This window comes from Mesorhizobium sp. A623 (assembly GCF_054489405.1).
Map to the genome: position 1 here is coordinate 181,619 of NZ_JBTMXB010000002.1, position 14,627 is coordinate 196,245.

The window sequence follows — 14,627 nt, forward strand, 5'->3', positions numbered from 1 at the left end:
CAATCGATGCAGGGCGCGTATTCATGGGCATTTCCATACAGGAGGGCTCGAAGCGAGGCAAGGGGGTTACTCCTTCACGGCCCGCGCGATCAGCCTTGCCAGGCTGGGGCCAAGCAGCAGTACGATCAGGAAACGCATCGTCTGTAACGCCATGACGAAGGAAATATCGACGTTTTGCGTGGCGGCGGCGATGATGGCGATGGAATCCATGCCGCCGGGGCTGGTCGCCAGATAGGCGGTCAGCGGATCGATGCCGAGCAGATCGCTGAGGAGCCAGGCAAGACCGCCGCAAAAGGCGATCAGGATGAGGATGGAGCCGATGATCTGGGGAAGCGCGCGTGCTGCGTGGCGCAGGATGGCCTTGGTGAAATTGAGGCCGATCGACCAGCCGATGGAAGCATAGCTCAGCGCCAGCAGCCATGGCGGCAACTGGAAATCGACGCCGGCAAGCAGGTGCAGCGCCGTGCCGAGGATCATGGTGCCGAGGAAATGGGGTGAAGGCAGGCGAAGCACCCGGCCGCCAAGGCTGCCCGCCAGTGCCACCGCGACGGTCGCCCCGAAAGGCAGCGGCTCGAGCGGCGGAAACCAGACGATGGCCGGCAGTTCGACACCGGACGTATCGACCCACAGCCGGGCGACGAGGGCGGCGGCCGCCGAAACGAAGATGACGCGCATATACTGCATGAACGCCACGAGGCGCTGGTCGGCGCCGAACGCGCCAGCCATCAGCACCATGGCTGTGGCGGCTCCCGGCGATGAACCCCATACCGCGGTCGTGCCGGGCAGGATGCGCCAGCGGCTGATCAGCCAGCCCAGCAGACTCGATGCCGCTATCGTTGCCAGGACGGTGCCGAGAAACAGCGGCCAGTCGGCATAGAGGCTGACGAAAATGTCGGGTGCGATCGAATTCGCGATCAGGCACCCGACGATTGCCTGGCCGGCGTTGAAGGCCAGGCGGGGCACGCGCACGGTAGCGCCGTTGGTGCCCGCGGTGATTGCCGCCAGCATGGGGCCGATCAGCAGGGCGGCGGGAAGGGCCGCCGCCTCCAGAGCGCCGGTGAACAGGAGCGATACGGCAAGGATGAGCAGCCATTGCCATGGCGATGCAATGCGCCCGAAACGTTCAGCCTGCGATGGGTCCATGCGCCGTCATAGACAGGATTGGCGGGAATGCGAAGCCGGGTGCGGAGACTTGAAGCCGATTCTGGACCGGCCTTGCACTGCGGAGCGCCTGCGGCCCAGTTTCAGGGGGTAGCCAGTCCGAAGCCGCCGACCGGCTGCGTCTCGATCTGGAATTCGAAGCCGGCGACAGATGGTTTTGCCTTGGCGATCGCGGCTTGTACTTCCGGCAGAGCGAGCGATGCCTTGTGGCTGGCCGCATCGGTCCACACCTCGGTTATCCAGATCGCGGTCGTGTCGGCCGGATCGCGCGCGATGATGTAGTTCAGGCAGCCCGGCAGCGCGCTCGTGACCGCCAGCAGGATTTCCAGCAGCTCTTCGCGCTTTCCCGGCACAGAGCGCATCTTTCCGATCAGGCCATACATCCATCAACTCCCATCGCAGCGTCGAAATAATCCAGCACGGCTTTCGCGAGATTGAGCGAAAAGCGGTCCACGTCAAGGCCTCAGATACGCATAGCCCTGGCCCTGCAGTTGCGCGAGCTTGACGCCGCCGCCCGTCTCGGCGCTGACGAAGCCCGCAAGAAGATCGCCAAGCGTCATATCCATGCCGTGCATGGTGTTGGCGCAGGCGTGCGGCGTCAAGCCGTCGCGAACGAGGCTTGAGAAGCGGCCGGAAATGGCGGATGACGCGCTGCGGCTTTTGAACGCCGCGAGCGCCGGGCCGTGGACGACAAGCGCGATTTCTACATCGCCGCCGGTGCCTTCGTAATGGTTCTTGATATTGCCGAGGACAAAGCCGACCCTGTCGGCATCGGCGAGATGATAGACCACCTTCTGCCGTTCGGGGCCGGGTGAGGCCCTGGCCTGGCCGACGCCGACCAGCGTTGCTGCGGCGGCTGCAAACCCGTGAAACATGTCCCGGCGAAGCATGGCATCCTCCCGCTTATGGCCTTGACCGCATTCTTAGCATAAAATCCTCGGCTGTCGTGTTTCGGGAGGGATCGAAATGATGCTGCTTGGACGAATCGCGGGCGCAGGCATTGCTGTCATGCTCGCAAGCCCCGCGTTTGCGCAGGCGACGAGTTCCGCGCTCAGCCCCGACGGCAAGGACGCCTGTTTCGGGCGTGTCTACGACGCGGCACACCTGAAAACCCATCCGAACCAGAAAATTGCCCGCATCTTCTTTCTGCAGGGCAACAACCCGGTCAATCGCCCGATGGAGGAGGCGGACTATGTCATGGGGAGCGGCTACACGTCCTATATGACGACGACGGCGCGCGGAGCCGACAGGCCCGAATGGGTAGGCGGCTGGTGCGGCATGTCCGGCAGCGACGAGGAGGCAGGGGCCATTCATTGCGGCATGGAGTGCGACCGCACCATGGCGCAGCTGAACCTTGACGCGAAGGGAAGCCTGATCGTCAGCAGCATCGACCGGGATATCTATCTCGACCCCGACTCGGAAGAGATGCTCGGCAAGGCCGGTTATGAAAAGCAGAGGCTGGGGAACGATGACAACGGTTTCAGGCTCGATCCGATGCCGGTAGCGGCCTGTGCCGCCGAATTCGCCAAGATCGATCCGGTCGATGCCGCCTTGGGCGATCCGCTGCGTGTGCGCCTGAAGCCCGACCAGCCCTTCTGCTTCGGGCGCGATTATTCCGCAGCCCATCTCGGCTCGCACGCCGACCAGATGACGCAGACGATCCGCGTTTATCGGGGCAAGACGGAACTTGCCGCCTTTGCCGCGGGCGGCAAGACAGATCGTTGGCCAAATGGCGCTGATATCACCGTTGCGATAGCCGCCCGCCCGGGATCGGGCGCCGTGAACCAGACCTATTCATGCGAGGCCGAGGGCGATCAGTGGCGCTGCGCGGCAAGCGACAAGAACGCGACCGCGACCTGCGATGTCGGCCAAAAGGAAATCTACCTGCGGCGCGGCGTCAACGGCACGATGATGCTGGCCAATCCGAACAGCGGCCTTGCGCTTGTCGATCTCTGCTCGACGGGCGACGAAAAAACCGCGTCGGACGACAGATTGTTCCGGCTCGATCCGATGCCGCAATCGGCATGCGGCCTATAGAGATCATCAGGCGAAGGGGACGGCGACCGTTCCCTTCGGCAGCTTGGCTTCGTCTTCCGGTTCGACATGGATGATGACCCGGACCGATGGAATATCGGCCTTGAGCGCGTCCTCGATACGGTCGCAGATGACATGGCTTTCGCCGACCGTCATCTCGGCATCGACCACCATGTGAAACTCGATGAAGGTGGCGCGGCCGGCAATGCGCGTCTTGAGGTCGTGGACCTCCAGCGCGCCCTTGGAGTTGGCCGAGATGATGTCGCGGATGTGCATATGCTCTTCGGTGTCGACGCCCCGGTCCATCAACCCGTTCAGCGACTGCCCGGTAACGCGAAAACCCTGGTACAGAATATTCAGCGCGACGATGAGCGCGAGCAGCGGGTCGAGCACATGCCAGCCGGTCAAGATTGACGCGACGAGGCCGATGATGACGCCGACGGAAGTCACCACATCGGTCATGATATGGCGGCCGTCCGCCTCCAGCGCCGGCGATTTGGCCTTGCTGCCGAAGCGGATCAGGATCGTGGCCCAGACCGCGTTGACGATTGCCGCCCCGCCATTGACGGCGAGGCCTTCCCAAGGCTGTTCGATCGGCAGCGGATTGCGGATCGTATGCCAGACCTGGCTGATGATGAGCAGCGCCGCGACCACGATCAGCACGCCTTCGAGCACCGCGGAAAGATATTCCGCCTTGTGATGGCCGAACGGGTGGTCCTGGTCGGCCGGCTTCTGGCTGACGCGGATTGCCCATAGGGCCGCCACCGCCGTGATCACGTTGACGATCGATTCCAGCGCATCCGAATAAAGCGCGATCGAGCCGGTCATCCGCCAGGCGACGAACTTCAGGCCCATCACCACCAGCGCGACGACGATCGACCAGAAGGCGATGGTCGCCACGCGCTTCTTGGCGGCGTCTCTGGTTGCGATTGTGCTCATTCTAACGCGAAACCTCGGCTAAGCCGCCTTTTCCCGGGCCTTGCGCGGCAGGTGCACGACGACGTTCTCGATCATGCGCATGCCGGCGTCGCCGCCCAGCGTCATGATGGATTCCGGGTGGAACTGCACCGCGGCAACCGGTTCGCTTTCATGTTCGAAGGCCATGATGGTGCCGTCTTCGCTGGTCGCGGTTACTTCGAACGCGGCGGGAAGCCGTGCCGGGTCGGCAAAGATCGAATGGTAGCGCCCCACGGTGATGTCGTTCGACAAGCCTGAAAAGATGATGCCCGGCTTCGATACGTGAATGCGCGACGGCTTGCCGTGCATGGGCACGGCAAGTTGGCGCAACTCGCCGCCATAGGCTTCCGCCAATGCCTGCAGGCCGAGGCACACGCCGAAGATCGGCAGGTTGCGCTGACGCGCTTTCTTGATGGTTGCGGCGCAATCGAAATCCTTCGGCGTGCCGGGGCCGGGCGAAAGCACGACGAGATCGGGCTTCAGCCGGTCGAAGGCCTCGTCTGGAACCGGGCTGCGAATGGTCGAGACATTGGCGCCGGTCTGGCGGAAATAATTGGCCAGCGTGTGGACGAAACTGTCCTCGTGATCGACCAGCAGGATGTTGACGCCTTCGCCGACGCGGGCTGCGGTGCGCTCGGTCGCTGCGGAATTGGCAGCCTTTGCGTCGCGGATAGCGGTAAGCATGGCGGATGCCTTCAACTCGGTTTCAGCTTCTTCTTCTTCCGGCACGGAATCAAACAGCAAGGTAGCGCCGGCGCGCACTTCTGCAATCCCGTCCTTGATGCGGATGGTGCGCAGCGTCAAGCCGGTGTTGAGGTCGCCGTTGAAATGCACCATGCCGACCGCGCCGCCATACCAGGCGCGCGGGCTCTTCTCGTTCTGCTCGATGAAGCGCATGGCCCACAGTTTTGGCGCGCCGGTCACCGTCACCGCCCAGGCGTGGGACAGGAACGCATCGAAAGCGTCCATGCCTTCGCGCAGTCGCCCCTCGATGTGATCTACGGTGTGGATCAGGCGCGAATACATTTCGATCTGCCGGCGGCCGATGACGCGCACGGAGCCGGGTTCGCAGACGCGGCTCTTGTCGTTGCGGTCGACGTCGGAACACATGGTCAGTTCGCTCTCGTCCTTCTTCGAGTTGAGCAGCTTGAGGATCTGCTCATGGTCGGAGATGGCGTCGTCGCCGCGCTTGATGGTGCCCGAAATCGGGCATGTTTCGACGCGGCGGCCGTTGACGCGCACGAACATTTCGGGCGACGCGCCGACCAGATACTCGCCTTCGCCCAGATTGATGAAGAAGGAATAGGGCGAGGGGTTGATCGACTTCAGCTTGCGCGCAATGTCGGAGGGGGCGCTTTCGCAACGCTCGTAAAACATCTGGCCCGGGACGACCTCGAACAGGTCGCCGCGCTTGAAGCTTGCCATCGCCTTGCGCACGATGTTGGCGTATTCGCCCGGTTCATGGTCGCCGCGCGGCGGGATGCGGTCGGATGGCTTGAACGGCTCCGGGGTCTGGTCGCGCGGCAGGCTTTCGGTGGAAAATCCGTCGCCCGAATAGTCGTAGCGGTTGGTCCAGGCCTTGGCCGAATAGTGGTCGACGACGAGGATTTCGTCGGGCAGGAACAGCACCAGGTCGCGCTGGCTTTGCGCGCGCTCCAGCGTGTGCTCGACCGGGTCGAACTGAAAGGCGAGGTCGTAGCCGAAGGCGCCGTAGAGGCCAAGGCTGGCATCGTCGTCGCTCTTGAACAGGCCGGTGATCGCGCGCAGCACCGTAAACACCGAGGGAGCGCGGCTGCGCTCTTCCTCGCTGAAGACGCGGCCCGGCTTCTCGACGTCGAGCCGGATCAGCTTCTTCGAATTCTCCGTGATCGTTATTTCAGCGAGCGGTTCCAGCGCCTTGCCGATCACCGGCAGCAATTCTTCGCCGCGCTTGTTCAGTGCTTCGATGCGCATGGCCCGGCCTTTGGCCGAAATCACCAGCGGCGGGTCGATGATCGCCGTATCCCAGCGCGTGTAGCGGCCGGGATATTCGTAATTCGAGGAAAACACAGCCCCACGCCGCGAATTCAGCCCGTCGATATACGGGTCGATCGCGCCCTCATAGGGCCGGTCATGGCGCTGGCGTGTCACGGCGACACCGCCCGCGGTAACGAAGCGCTCGGCTCCGTTTTCCAGAATCTGTACCGTCATCGTCGTCTCCATCCGATCGTTGGCAGCGGACCCGGAGCGCAAAAATAAAATGGCCGCCCGGATATTCCGTTGCGGCCACCATCCACTTTTTTCGCGCGCACGCGCTTCAAGAGGCCGCTGTCAGCAGGCCCACCACCAGATGTTCTTGGTCGAATGCGCGTTCATGGGATTCCCATAGCGGCGAATGAAAAGTTGGGCAAGCGGATTCGAGTGGGCCGCTTCAATCTTCCAGCGTGCCGGCGCGGGCATCGCCGCTCTTTCCAGCCCCGACCAGTTTTAGCAAATCCTCGCCGGTGCGGATGATGCGCCGGGAGCGCCGGGTCAGGATATAGCCGGCCTGCGGTGCGAAAACCTCGGTCCTGCCGCCAACCTCGCCCGGCGCATGGACGATGGTGGCGAGGCGCGCGCCCTTTTCGACGCGGTCGCCGGGCTTGACGTCGTAAAGGATCGCGCCGGCGGCGGGCGAGGGCATCATGTCGATGTTTTCCAGCGGGGCGACGACGCCCTTGAAAGGGCCCGGCGTGGGCAGGGCGGCGTCAGTGATAACGCCGCGCGCGACGAGCAACCGGTAGAGGCCTTCCGCATCCGCCTCCGCCGAAGCGCCATCGACATCGTTGATGCCGCGATATTCCACGGTGGTGACGGCAAGCGTCTCATAACGCGCCTTGTCGGCGTTGATATAGGGGTTGAAGGAGGCCTCCTCGAAGGCTGAGCCGCTGGCGCCTTCCCACAAAAGTACCGCATCGACGCCTATGGTGGCGGCGCAATCCTGCATGGCCGGCCATAGCTTTGCGGGCACATAGAGATAGGCGACACCCTCGTCATCGCAATGCAGGTCGAGAACGATGTCGTGGCCGATGGACAGTTTCAGCAACCGCCGCTTCAGCCGCTCGTCGATGGTTGTCGGCGCGCTTTCGGTAGGCAGCAGGGAGGTGTCGGGGCTATCGATCAGCGGAAAGTCGCGGTTGAAATTGGTGCGCGTGCCGAGATGGAAGCGGCCCTGATGGTCGCCGAAATGGTACTGGGCGCGGCCGACCGGGTTGGCCCATGGCACCAGCGTGATCGCGCCTTGGATGCGCCCCTCCGCTTCGGCCTTGGCCAGCTTGGGCATCAACGCGTCGATGGCGACCGTGCCGGGCAGTTCGCCTGCATGCAGCGCGGCCTGGAGATAGGCGGACGGCGCGCTCTTGTCCGAACCCGTGAAGCGGAAGACAGGAAACTCATAGGCGACGCCGTCGCTGTCGCCCGCCAGCCGTTCGATCGATTTTAGCATGCGCTTGGTCTCCGCAAAGAAGCAGACGACATGCCAATTTAGTCGAGAACTGTCGATGGAGGACCATTGGTCCAGCGAGGTTCGCGCATATGCTTGGAGTAGCTTACCGGTCGAGCACCGATCTTATCTCGACGATGTTGGAGCGGACCTGAAGCAGGTTGAAGCCCATTGTCGCGAGATGCGAGGGGAAGAACGCACTGGATTCACTGCCGTTCGAGATGATCCACGGCTGCACGTTGAGCGAGGCGCGGGACTGCTCCTCCATGCGCGCCCAAAGTGTCGTAACGTTGCGCTCGGCAATGACGGCGGCAAAATCGGAACGTGCGCCGATCAGTATGCCGTAATAGGCGTAGAGCTGGCCATAGGCGAACCAGAAGCGGTCATCGGCGCGCAGGTCGAACCAGCCCGCGTCCGAGGCCTCGATGCGCGCGCGCAGGATGTCGGAGGTCGAGCCGATGTCGCCCGCGATGCGGTCCAGGAATTGCATGAGGTTGTCGGCGCGCGCGTCGAACGTCACCTGGCATTTTTCCAGGCTGGCGTTGTAGGCGCGCAACTTGGTGATGGCCTCGCGGTAGACGCTGGGCGTCGGACGGGTCGGGCCGCGCCAGCCAATGTACCAGGCATCCTCATTCCAGGCGAGCGCGGTTCGGGCGTCCTGCAAGTTCTGGTCGATTTGCGAAGTGCCGCGCACGCGTCCGAGCGTATCGACCAGTTCGGTGGTGGTACGCCGCAAGACCTGGTTGATGCCCAACTGGAACGCCGCTTTGTTGTCGAAGAACGGCGTTTTGCGCCAATCGATGCCGAAGAAGCCCATCTTCGACACGACCATCGAGGATATCCATGAGTTCTGATTGACGTTGAAGTCGATCAATTCCGCCGAGACGCCCACTATGGCCGAAGGCTGGCAGGTTTGTGGCGTTGTCGTTGTCGTGGCGGCATTTCCCGCGACGGGGCTGCCGGCGAGGGAAGCGCTTTTCTGCTGCGCAAGCGCTGCCGGATAGTCGGGGTTGAAATTGTTCCACCACTGTGTGGCGTAGAAGAAATTGGCGTAGAGGCCGACCAGTACCAGAAGGGCCGCGCCCAGCACGGCTTTCAGGATCCAGCCACGCTGCGTGTACCAGCGGCCCGCCCACAGGAACGGCCATAGGATCACCCCGATAAGGAGGCCGATGCCGCGGCCTATCCACTGGAAGATGCGGGTGACGAAGTTCACGATCGGGTCAAGCATGGCGTCACCTCCGTCAGTCTGTCAGGCCGTAGAGGCGCGCGCGAAACGCTGCCTTGTCTTTCAGATATGTGGTTTTGAGCACATCGACAACATGCGATCGCCACGTCGGGCCAAAGCCCTCATAGTCCTTGTAGAATGCCGGCTTGTTGAAGATGTAGCGTGACACGAAATCCTGCGGGACGAAATCCGAGATCAACTGGCTGGTAAGCCAGGCGTCGGGATGGTCGGGCTTGGCGCGGACCACCAGAAAGCGCTGGCGGGGGGAAACATCCTCGAGCTTGAGGCGGCCCGACTGCGCGATCTGACGCTTGGCGGCGTTGAGGAAGGGAAAATTCCCGTCCTTGGCGATCAGATCGGCATGGCCGTGAATCCACGCCTGCAGCCAGACCTTGTCCGCGTCGGAAAGGTTGCGGTCTGGCTCGGCTTCGCGGATCAGCGCGCGCACCACCATTTCGGCCCGGTGCTCCAGATAGCCGGACGTTTCTATCCACGAAGCGCGGGGAAGTTCGATGCGGCCGGAACTTGCCAGAAACTTGATGACGGCCTCGGCATCGTGGATCGACAGATAGCTGACCTGCCATGGCCGAGAGCGGCGAAAGCCCGGTGCGGCCGGATCGCTGATGACGGTGGTTACGTCCGGGTCGACAAACACGTAGAGCCCGCCGAAATGGCTGGTCCAGTAGGCGTTGTGACGGAAGATCACCTGATCGGGGACGAGTGCGTTTTCGCGAATATCGCCGCATATTTTGGCAAGTTCGACCATGCGGTTGAGCATGGCGTCGTTGCGCCAGGCGTCGGGTTCCTGGCGCAGCCGGTCGACAAGCGTGCCGAGTTCGGCCGCCTTGCCCAGCACGTCCTCGGCCGACAACACCTTGAACTCGACCTGGCTGATCGACAGCAGGTCTTCGATGTCCTCGACCCTGGATACCGAATCCTCGATCTCGCCGTAGATCACGTCCTTGATCGTCAGCGCGTCGATGGCGCGACTGTTCTTCGACATGAACTCGAACATCAATTGCGATGTATTTGAAAAAGCGGTGTGGACGACCGGCAATGCCACTTGCGACGGCGTCAGGATGATGAAGCGGCGGTTGACCTCGTTGGGGTCGAGATAGCTGTAATCGCCGCATTCCTCGGCCACCTGCGGCGAAAAGCCGGTGCGGTCGATCTCGAAGCTTTCGAGCTTTGTCGGCGCAAGCCCAAACGCGCCGAGCGCCTTGTTGTAGCGCTGGATCAGATGCGGCTCCTCGATGGTGAGCAGCCTGCCGTAGATCAGCGCGTTTTCGCGCAGCAGCGGGAATTTTGCCGGCATCAGCTTAGTCCTTCGCCCCGTTTACGGGGAGAAGGTGACGCCGCCTTTCCTTCTCCCCTTGTGGGAGAAGGTGGCCGAGCGAAGCGAGGTCGGATGAGGGGTGTTGGCCGGAGTACCACCGCCTCATTCCTCCCAACACCCCTCATCCGTCTCGGCGCTGTGCGCCGATCCACCTTCTCCCACAAGGGGAGAAGGCAAGGCGCCGGATACTCACGCATTCCACAGCCCCTTCTTCTGCAATTCCGCCATTTCGCGGGCCGCGCGTTCGCGCAGGCGGGCATCGCGCAGAAGTTTTTCGACCGCCGCGTCGTCGGATTTGTCGGAGTAGCGGAATTCCGAATCCGCGTAGCGGTTGATCTCCTGCATGACCATGTCCATCGAGAACGGCCCGCGCAGTTCCTCGATCATGGCCTTCTTGGCGTCGTAGGGCTTGTGCATGAAAGCTTCCGGCTTTTCGAACCACCCGTCCGGCAGTTCGATGTCCATGGCGCGCATTTTTATGGCGTCGGTGACGTTCTTGATCGCGCGCCCCGTAAAGCGCGGCTCTGCCTGCTTGATCAAATGAAGGTAGGTGCCGATATCGGCCAGCGACTTCGGCGCGCCATTGTCCTTCATGAAGCGCTCATAGACTTTTTCGAGCCCGTCTTCCTGCGGCTTTTCGAAGTCCCGGTAGGCTTCGCTGACGGCGCGCTGGATTTCCTGCGCGGCATAAAGCTTGTGGTCGCCGAGCGGGATTTCGTGATTCTTTCCAGCAAGAAGCACGAAGATGTCAATGTAGTCGTCGCGCGTTTGCGGGCCGTCGACCAGCCAGCGAGCGCCGGCGCGCTGGCGCAGCGCATCGTCGACGTTTTCGGGATAGTTGGAGAACATGCCGAAGCTGGAATTACCGCGCACGACGGTTGCAGCACCGCCGAAGGCGTCCATCAGAACGCCGGTGATTTCTTGCTGGCCGGCCGATGCGCGGTCATCCGAGCGCTTGGCCGCCACCTGGTCGATATCGTCGATGGTGCCGAAGCCGATGGCGCGCGGGTTCAGCACATTGTTGATGAACTGGCGGCAGTTCTGGCCCGACTTGCCCTGATAGGACGAAATCTGGTCGACGCCGAAATTCTCGTAGATAAAGGGATAGGAGGCGATCTGGCAGTAGTCGTTGACGAGGCCGGCGATCATCTGGATCAGCGTCGTCTTGCCGGTGCCGGGCGCGCCGTCGCCGATGAAGGTGAACAGGAAGCCGCCCAGTTCGACGAAGGGGTTCATCTGCCTGTCGAAGTCATAGGCCATCAGCATCTTGGCGAGCTTGACCGACTGGTATTTGGCGATGTGGTTGCCGACGACTTCCTCAGGCTTCTTGAAGCTCATCACCAACGGCTTGGATTTCTTGCCCGGCGCGACATCGAAACCGTCGAGGGTGAAATCATCGGCATCGATGCGGATATGCGCGTTTTCGAACGGTCCGAGACCGTCGAAGCGGCTCTTGCGCTGGAGCAGCCCGTCGATGGCGACGCGGGCGAAGGCACGGGCGCGGATCATCAGGTCGGCGTCGTCTTTCGCGCCCGCAATGGCGCGGTCCAGTCCCGCAACCAGCGATTTCACTGCATCCTGCGGGGTGTCGAACAGGAAATCCGGCTCCGGCGTATCGTTGGGCGCTTCGCCGTCCGTGTCGATCAACTGGAACAGATAGGACGCGAAGGAGAAGGCGGCGACATAGGCGGAGGCCGACAGCAGCTTCTTGAAATGCGCGGCCTCGTCGCCTTCCAGCGGTGTTCTCGCGTTTTTCGCCTGCAGGCCTTCGAGGTCGGTTCCTTCGGCGAAAATGCCGGCGACAGCCAGTGCTACTGCCACGCCACGGCGGGCGCGGAAAAGCAGCGTGTGCTGCGGGATGGAGAGCAACGGGTCTTCGGGGTGGACCGCTTGCACGGTCTTTTGCAGTTCCACCTCGCGGGTGTGGCGCACAGAGCCGACCGAAACGGTGGAAACGAAACGGCGGTTGGTGCCGGCAAGCGCGGTGCCGGATTCTCGCGACGAATCCTCCAGCACCACGATGCGCGTGACGAAACTCTGCGCCGTGGCCCGGTGTTTTTCGATCGCCGCTTCCGGGATGGTGGTCAGGCCGGTGTCCATCGCTTGTCCCTCCTGATCTGTCGCATCTGGCGATGAAAAAACTCACACATCGCTGATCACCTGTCCGTTCGACAGGATATGCACCTTGTAGCCGCCGAAAATCTTGTCGGCCTCGCCGGCGGCGTAGAGCGCCTGATAGGCTTCATGCGGGATCAGCGCGTGGTTCTCGTAGGCGGAGACGCCCTGCCGCGTCGCTTCCAGATCGTCGGTGTCGATAAAAAATTCCTGCGTGGTTTTCTCGCTTGAAAACAGGCCCTTGCGGCCGGGCTTTTCACCCTTGGAATACACTTCCTGGATGGTCCAGGTCAGAAGCCATGCGTTTTCCGGCTTGCGCACCTTCGACAGCACATCGGCCACGGTGGAATTGTTTTCGGTGATGCCCGCCGAATAGAACGGCCCGAGCACGACCCGGCGCAACTGCTTAGGATGCAGTTCCTGAAAATCCTTGTCGAGATTGACCGCGATCGTCATCGGCGACAGGGAATAGGCAGAGTTCTTTTCGGTGAAGTCGTCGAAGCTTCGGGCAAGCTCGGGATTGAGCAACCCGTCCACGGGCAGCGGAATGTCCACCTTGTCGTTCAGGCGGCCGTTGGCCCCGACCAGCTGACGGACCATGGCCTCGGACGAATCCTCCACCGTCACCATATAGACCAGCGGCAAATTGGCGGTGCCGTCGAAGGTCGCCCAATGGACCAGATAATAGGGCCGCCCCGTCTTGGGGTTGACCGAGACGTTTGCGGTCTGGGCCAATGTGAACGGGCTGAAGGTGTCCTCGCTTTTCACGTCCTCGAGGTAAAGCCGCTCGGCCATCGACTTTTGCAGCGCGTCGGGAAAAGCCTTGTGGCGCAGGATGAAGTCGGCCATCTCCTCGCGCAATTCGTCGGGCTGAGGAATGGTGGCAAGGCGCTGGTCGGCCTGGCGGCGGTCGTTTTCCAGTTCGAGCAGGTTCTGGAACACCGGAAAGCCGCTGTCGGCGCGCGAAATGCGAAAGCTGTCCATGAAACCCAGCCGGTTGCGCCAGCAGGAGAATGATTTGTCGAGCCGCGCGATATGTTCAGCGACGATCTTCGCGACGATGCCGTGCCGATAGAGCGGCGAGCGGTCGTCGCGCATGAACACTTCAAGGCCGCTGAGGGCTGCGTTGATGGCCGCGAAGTAGCGTTCGGCGGGATCGTCGGTAGGGGTCATGGATGGTGCTTGCCCCGCACTTGCCCGGCTTATGATGTCTGCACGTAGTCGGCGGCGTTGTGCTTCTTGAGCACGTCGTCGAAGCGGCGGGCGAAGGCGTCGTCGGCCAGCTTCTTGCGGCGCTGGATGTCGGCGGTCGTCACCATGTTCTTCTCGTGCAGTTCGAGCAGGTCGCCAATGTGCTTTTGCGAGGCGGCGCCGATGCCGGCCATGGTTTCTTCCGCCGTGTTGTCGACCTGGCTGCCCAGCGTGTTGATCTTGTGGGCCACGTCCTGCTGCGCTGCCGTCTTCAGCGAATCTTCCAGCGCCTTGTAGAGCACGATGCGCTGTTCGGTATCGATGGTCAGCTTGTTGATCAGGGTCGACTGCGCGGCGATCTGGTTGTTGAGCGAGTCGACAAAGGTCTGGAACATCGACGTATAGCGCTCCAGCGTCTGGCTTTCGGCCAGCAGCTCCTGCTCTTTGGCCTGCTTTTCGTTGTATTCGGTGGCCATCTTCGAACGCTCGCCCTCAAGCTGTGTCCGGTCGGTCTGGCTGGTCGAGGAAGCGATCCGGTTTTCTATATCGAGCAGCGCCGGGTTCAGTTCCTCGATGCGCTTCTGCACGTCGGTCAGGTTGGCGATGGTCGCCTTGCGGCGCTCGATCACCTGGCCGAGACTTGTTTCCGAAGTCTTGTAGCGCTGGTCGAGCACGTCCTTCTGCGCCTTCAGGATGCCAACGATGGTGTCCGACTTGGTCAGAAGTTCCTGCAGATTGCCGGCCAGCGACATGTTGCGGACGCGCTCGGTGCGCATGCGCTGCTTGGACTGTGCGGAAAAGATGCCGACGAAGCTTTCCCAGCCGGTGTAGTTCTTCATGCTCTCGAATTCGGAGCCGAAGACGTTGGTGGCGTCCTCGAGGCCGATGATGAGGTCGGCGATATTGCCTTCCATCACCTTCTGCTGCTTCAGCACATCCTGGATGCGGGCGTTCTGGATATCGAAATCGGCATCGCCGATCTTCTTGTCGGCCTGCGCGAGCGTGTCGAGCACGGTGCCCGACTGTTCGATCCTGGCGCGCATGTCCTGCACGACCTGCTGGGTCTTGGCTATTTCGGCATCGAAATTCTGCAATGTCGCCATAGAGGCCTCCCTGTTCGGCATCATGCCGGTGCTGCGAGCGAC

At 62.2% G+C, this 14,627-nt stretch carries 12 protein-coding genes; 1 reads left to right on the plus strand and 11 read right to left on the minus strand.

Going from position 1 to position 14,627, the window contains the following annotated elements:
* Positions 1 to 66 precede the first annotated feature (66 nt).
* The 3 genes from ACX3P1_RS03125 to ACX3P1_RS03135 all read right to left on the minus strand — a co-directional run bounded on the left by ACX3P1_RS03125 (position 67) and on the right by ACX3P1_RS03135 (position 2,051).
* Positions 67 to 1,143 carry an AbrB family transcriptional regulator gene (locus tag ACX3P1_RS03125; protein ID WP_459078074.1) on the minus strand — a complete coding sequence of 359 codons (1,077 nt, stop codon included), beginning with the start codon at positions 1,141 to 1,143 and terminating at the stop codon, positions 67 to 69.
* 101 nt (positions 1,144 to 1,244) lie between these two features.
* On the minus strand, positions 1,245 to 1,544 hold the full coding sequence (locus ACX3P1_RS03130; RefSeq protein WP_459078075.1) for a putative quinol monooxygenase: 300 nt from the start codon (positions 1,542 to 1,544) through the stop codon (positions 1,245 to 1,247).
* A 72-nt stretch (positions 1,545 to 1,616) separates the two neighbouring features.
* On the minus strand, positions 1,617 to 2,051 hold the full coding sequence (locus ACX3P1_RS03135) for a DsrE family protein (protein WP_459078076.1): 435 nt from the start codon (positions 2,049 to 2,051) through the stop codon (positions 1,617 to 1,619).
* Between the two features lie 76 nt (positions 2,052 to 2,127).
* Here ACX3P1_RS03135 and ACX3P1_RS03140 point away from each other — a divergent pair, with 76 nt between their 5' ends.
* Positions 2,128 to 3,198, plus strand: a complete 1,071-nt coding sequence (locus ACX3P1_RS03140; RefSeq protein ID WP_459078077.1) for a hypothetical protein — start codon at positions 2,128 to 2,130, stop codon at positions 3,196 to 3,198.
* Positions 3,199 to 3,204: 6 nt separating this feature from the next.
* Here ACX3P1_RS03140 and ACX3P1_RS03145 read toward each other — a convergent pair whose 3' ends face one another.
* The 8 genes from ACX3P1_RS03145 to ACX3P1_RS03180 all read right to left on the minus strand — a co-directional run bounded on the left by ACX3P1_RS03145 (position 3,205) and on the right by ACX3P1_RS03180 (position 14,585).
* A complete protein-coding gene (locus ACX3P1_RS03145) occupies positions 3,205 to 4,134 on the minus strand; it encodes a cation diffusion facilitator family transporter (protein ID WP_459078078.1) in 930 nt (309 codons plus the stop codon).
* 18 nt (positions 4,135 to 4,152) lie between these two features.
* Positions 4,153 to 6,342, minus strand: a complete 2,190-nt coding sequence (locus tag ACX3P1_RS03150) for an anthranilate synthase (RefSeq protein ID WP_459078079.1) — start codon at positions 6,340 to 6,342, stop codon at positions 4,153 to 4,155.
* Between the two features lie 220 nt (positions 6,343 to 6,562).
* On the minus strand, positions 6,563 to 7,615 hold the full coding sequence (locus ACX3P1_RS03155; RefSeq protein ID WP_459078080.1) for a M14 family metallopeptidase: 1,053 nt from the start codon (positions 7,613 to 7,615) through the stop codon (positions 6,563 to 6,565).
* Between the two features lie 103 nt (positions 7,616 to 7,718).
* Complete coding sequence (locus ACX3P1_RS03160; protein ID WP_459078081.1) at positions 7,719 to 8,843, minus strand: DUF2333 family protein; 1,125 nt, start codon at positions 8,841 to 8,843, stop codon at positions 7,719 to 7,721.
* Positions 8,844 to 8,856: 13 nt separating this feature from the next.
* Positions 8,857 to 10,155: a DUF6638 family protein gene (locus ACX3P1_RS03165; RefSeq protein ID WP_459078082.1), complete on the minus strand. Its 1,299-nt coding sequence runs from the start codon at positions 10,153 to 10,155 to the stop codon at positions 8,857 to 8,859.
* 210 nt (positions 10,156 to 10,365) lie between these two features.
* Positions 10,366 to 12,276: an AAA family ATPase gene (locus ACX3P1_RS03170; protein ID WP_459078083.1), complete on the minus strand. Its 1,911-nt coding sequence runs from the start codon at positions 12,274 to 12,276 to the stop codon at positions 10,366 to 10,368.
* A 42-nt stretch (positions 12,277 to 12,318) separates the two neighbouring features.
* Entirely contained in the window at positions 12,319 to 13,464 is a 1,146-nt protein-coding gene (locus ACX3P1_RS03175) for a hypothetical protein (RefSeq protein ID WP_459078084.1), read from the minus strand.
* A gap of 29 nt (positions 13,465 to 13,493) precedes the next feature.
* Complete coding sequence (locus ACX3P1_RS03180) at positions 13,494 to 14,585, minus strand: hypothetical protein (protein WP_459078085.1); 1,092 nt, start codon at positions 14,583 to 14,585, stop codon at positions 13,494 to 13,496.
* Positions 14,586 to 14,627 lie beyond the last annotated feature (42 nt).

Coding starts and splice junctions, on each gene's coding strand:
- ACX3P1_RS03150 (WP_459078079.1), bottom strand. CDS start 6,342: ATGACGGTACAGATTCTGGAAAACGGAGCCGAGCGCTTCGTTACCGCG.
- ACX3P1_RS03140 (WP_459078077.1), top strand. CDS start 2,128: ATGATGCTGCTTGGACGAATCGCGGGCGCAGGCATTGCTGTCATGCTC.
- ACX3P1_RS03155 (WP_459078080.1), bottom strand. CDS start 7,615: ATGCTAAAATCGATCGAACGGCTGGCGGGCGACAGCGACGGCGTCGCC.
- ACX3P1_RS03175 (WP_459078084.1), bottom strand. CDS start 13,464: ATGACCCCTACCGACGATCCCGCCGAACGCTACTTCGCGGCCATCAAC.
- ACX3P1_RS03130 (WP_459078075.1), bottom strand. CDS start 1,544: ATGTATGGCCTGATCGGAAAGATGCGCTCTGTGCCGGGAAAGCGCGAA.
- ACX3P1_RS03135 (WP_459078076.1), bottom strand. CDS start 2,051: ATGCTTCGCCGGGACATGTTTCACGGGTTTGCAGCCGCCGCAGCAACG.
- ACX3P1_RS03180 (WP_459078085.1), bottom strand. CDS start 14,585: ATGGCGACATTGCAGAATTTCGATGCCGAAATAGCCAAGACCCAGCAG.
- ACX3P1_RS03125 (WP_459078074.1), bottom strand. CDS start 1,143: ATGGACCCATCGCAGGCTGAACGTTTCGGGCGCATTGCATCGCCATGG.
- ACX3P1_RS03160 (WP_459078081.1), bottom strand. CDS start 8,843: ATGCTTGACCCGATCGTGAACTTCGTCACCCGCATCTTCCAGTGGATA.
- ACX3P1_RS03165 (WP_459078082.1), bottom strand. CDS start 10,155: ATGCCGGCAAAATTCCCGCTGCTGCGCGAAAACGCGCTGATCTACGGC.
- ACX3P1_RS03145 (WP_459078078.1), bottom strand. CDS start 4,134: ATGAGCACAATCGCAACCAGAGACGCCGCCAAGAAGCGCGTGGCGACC.
- ACX3P1_RS03170 (WP_459078083.1), bottom strand. CDS start 12,276: ATGGACACCGGCCTGACCACCATCCCGGAAGCGGCGATCGAAAAACAC.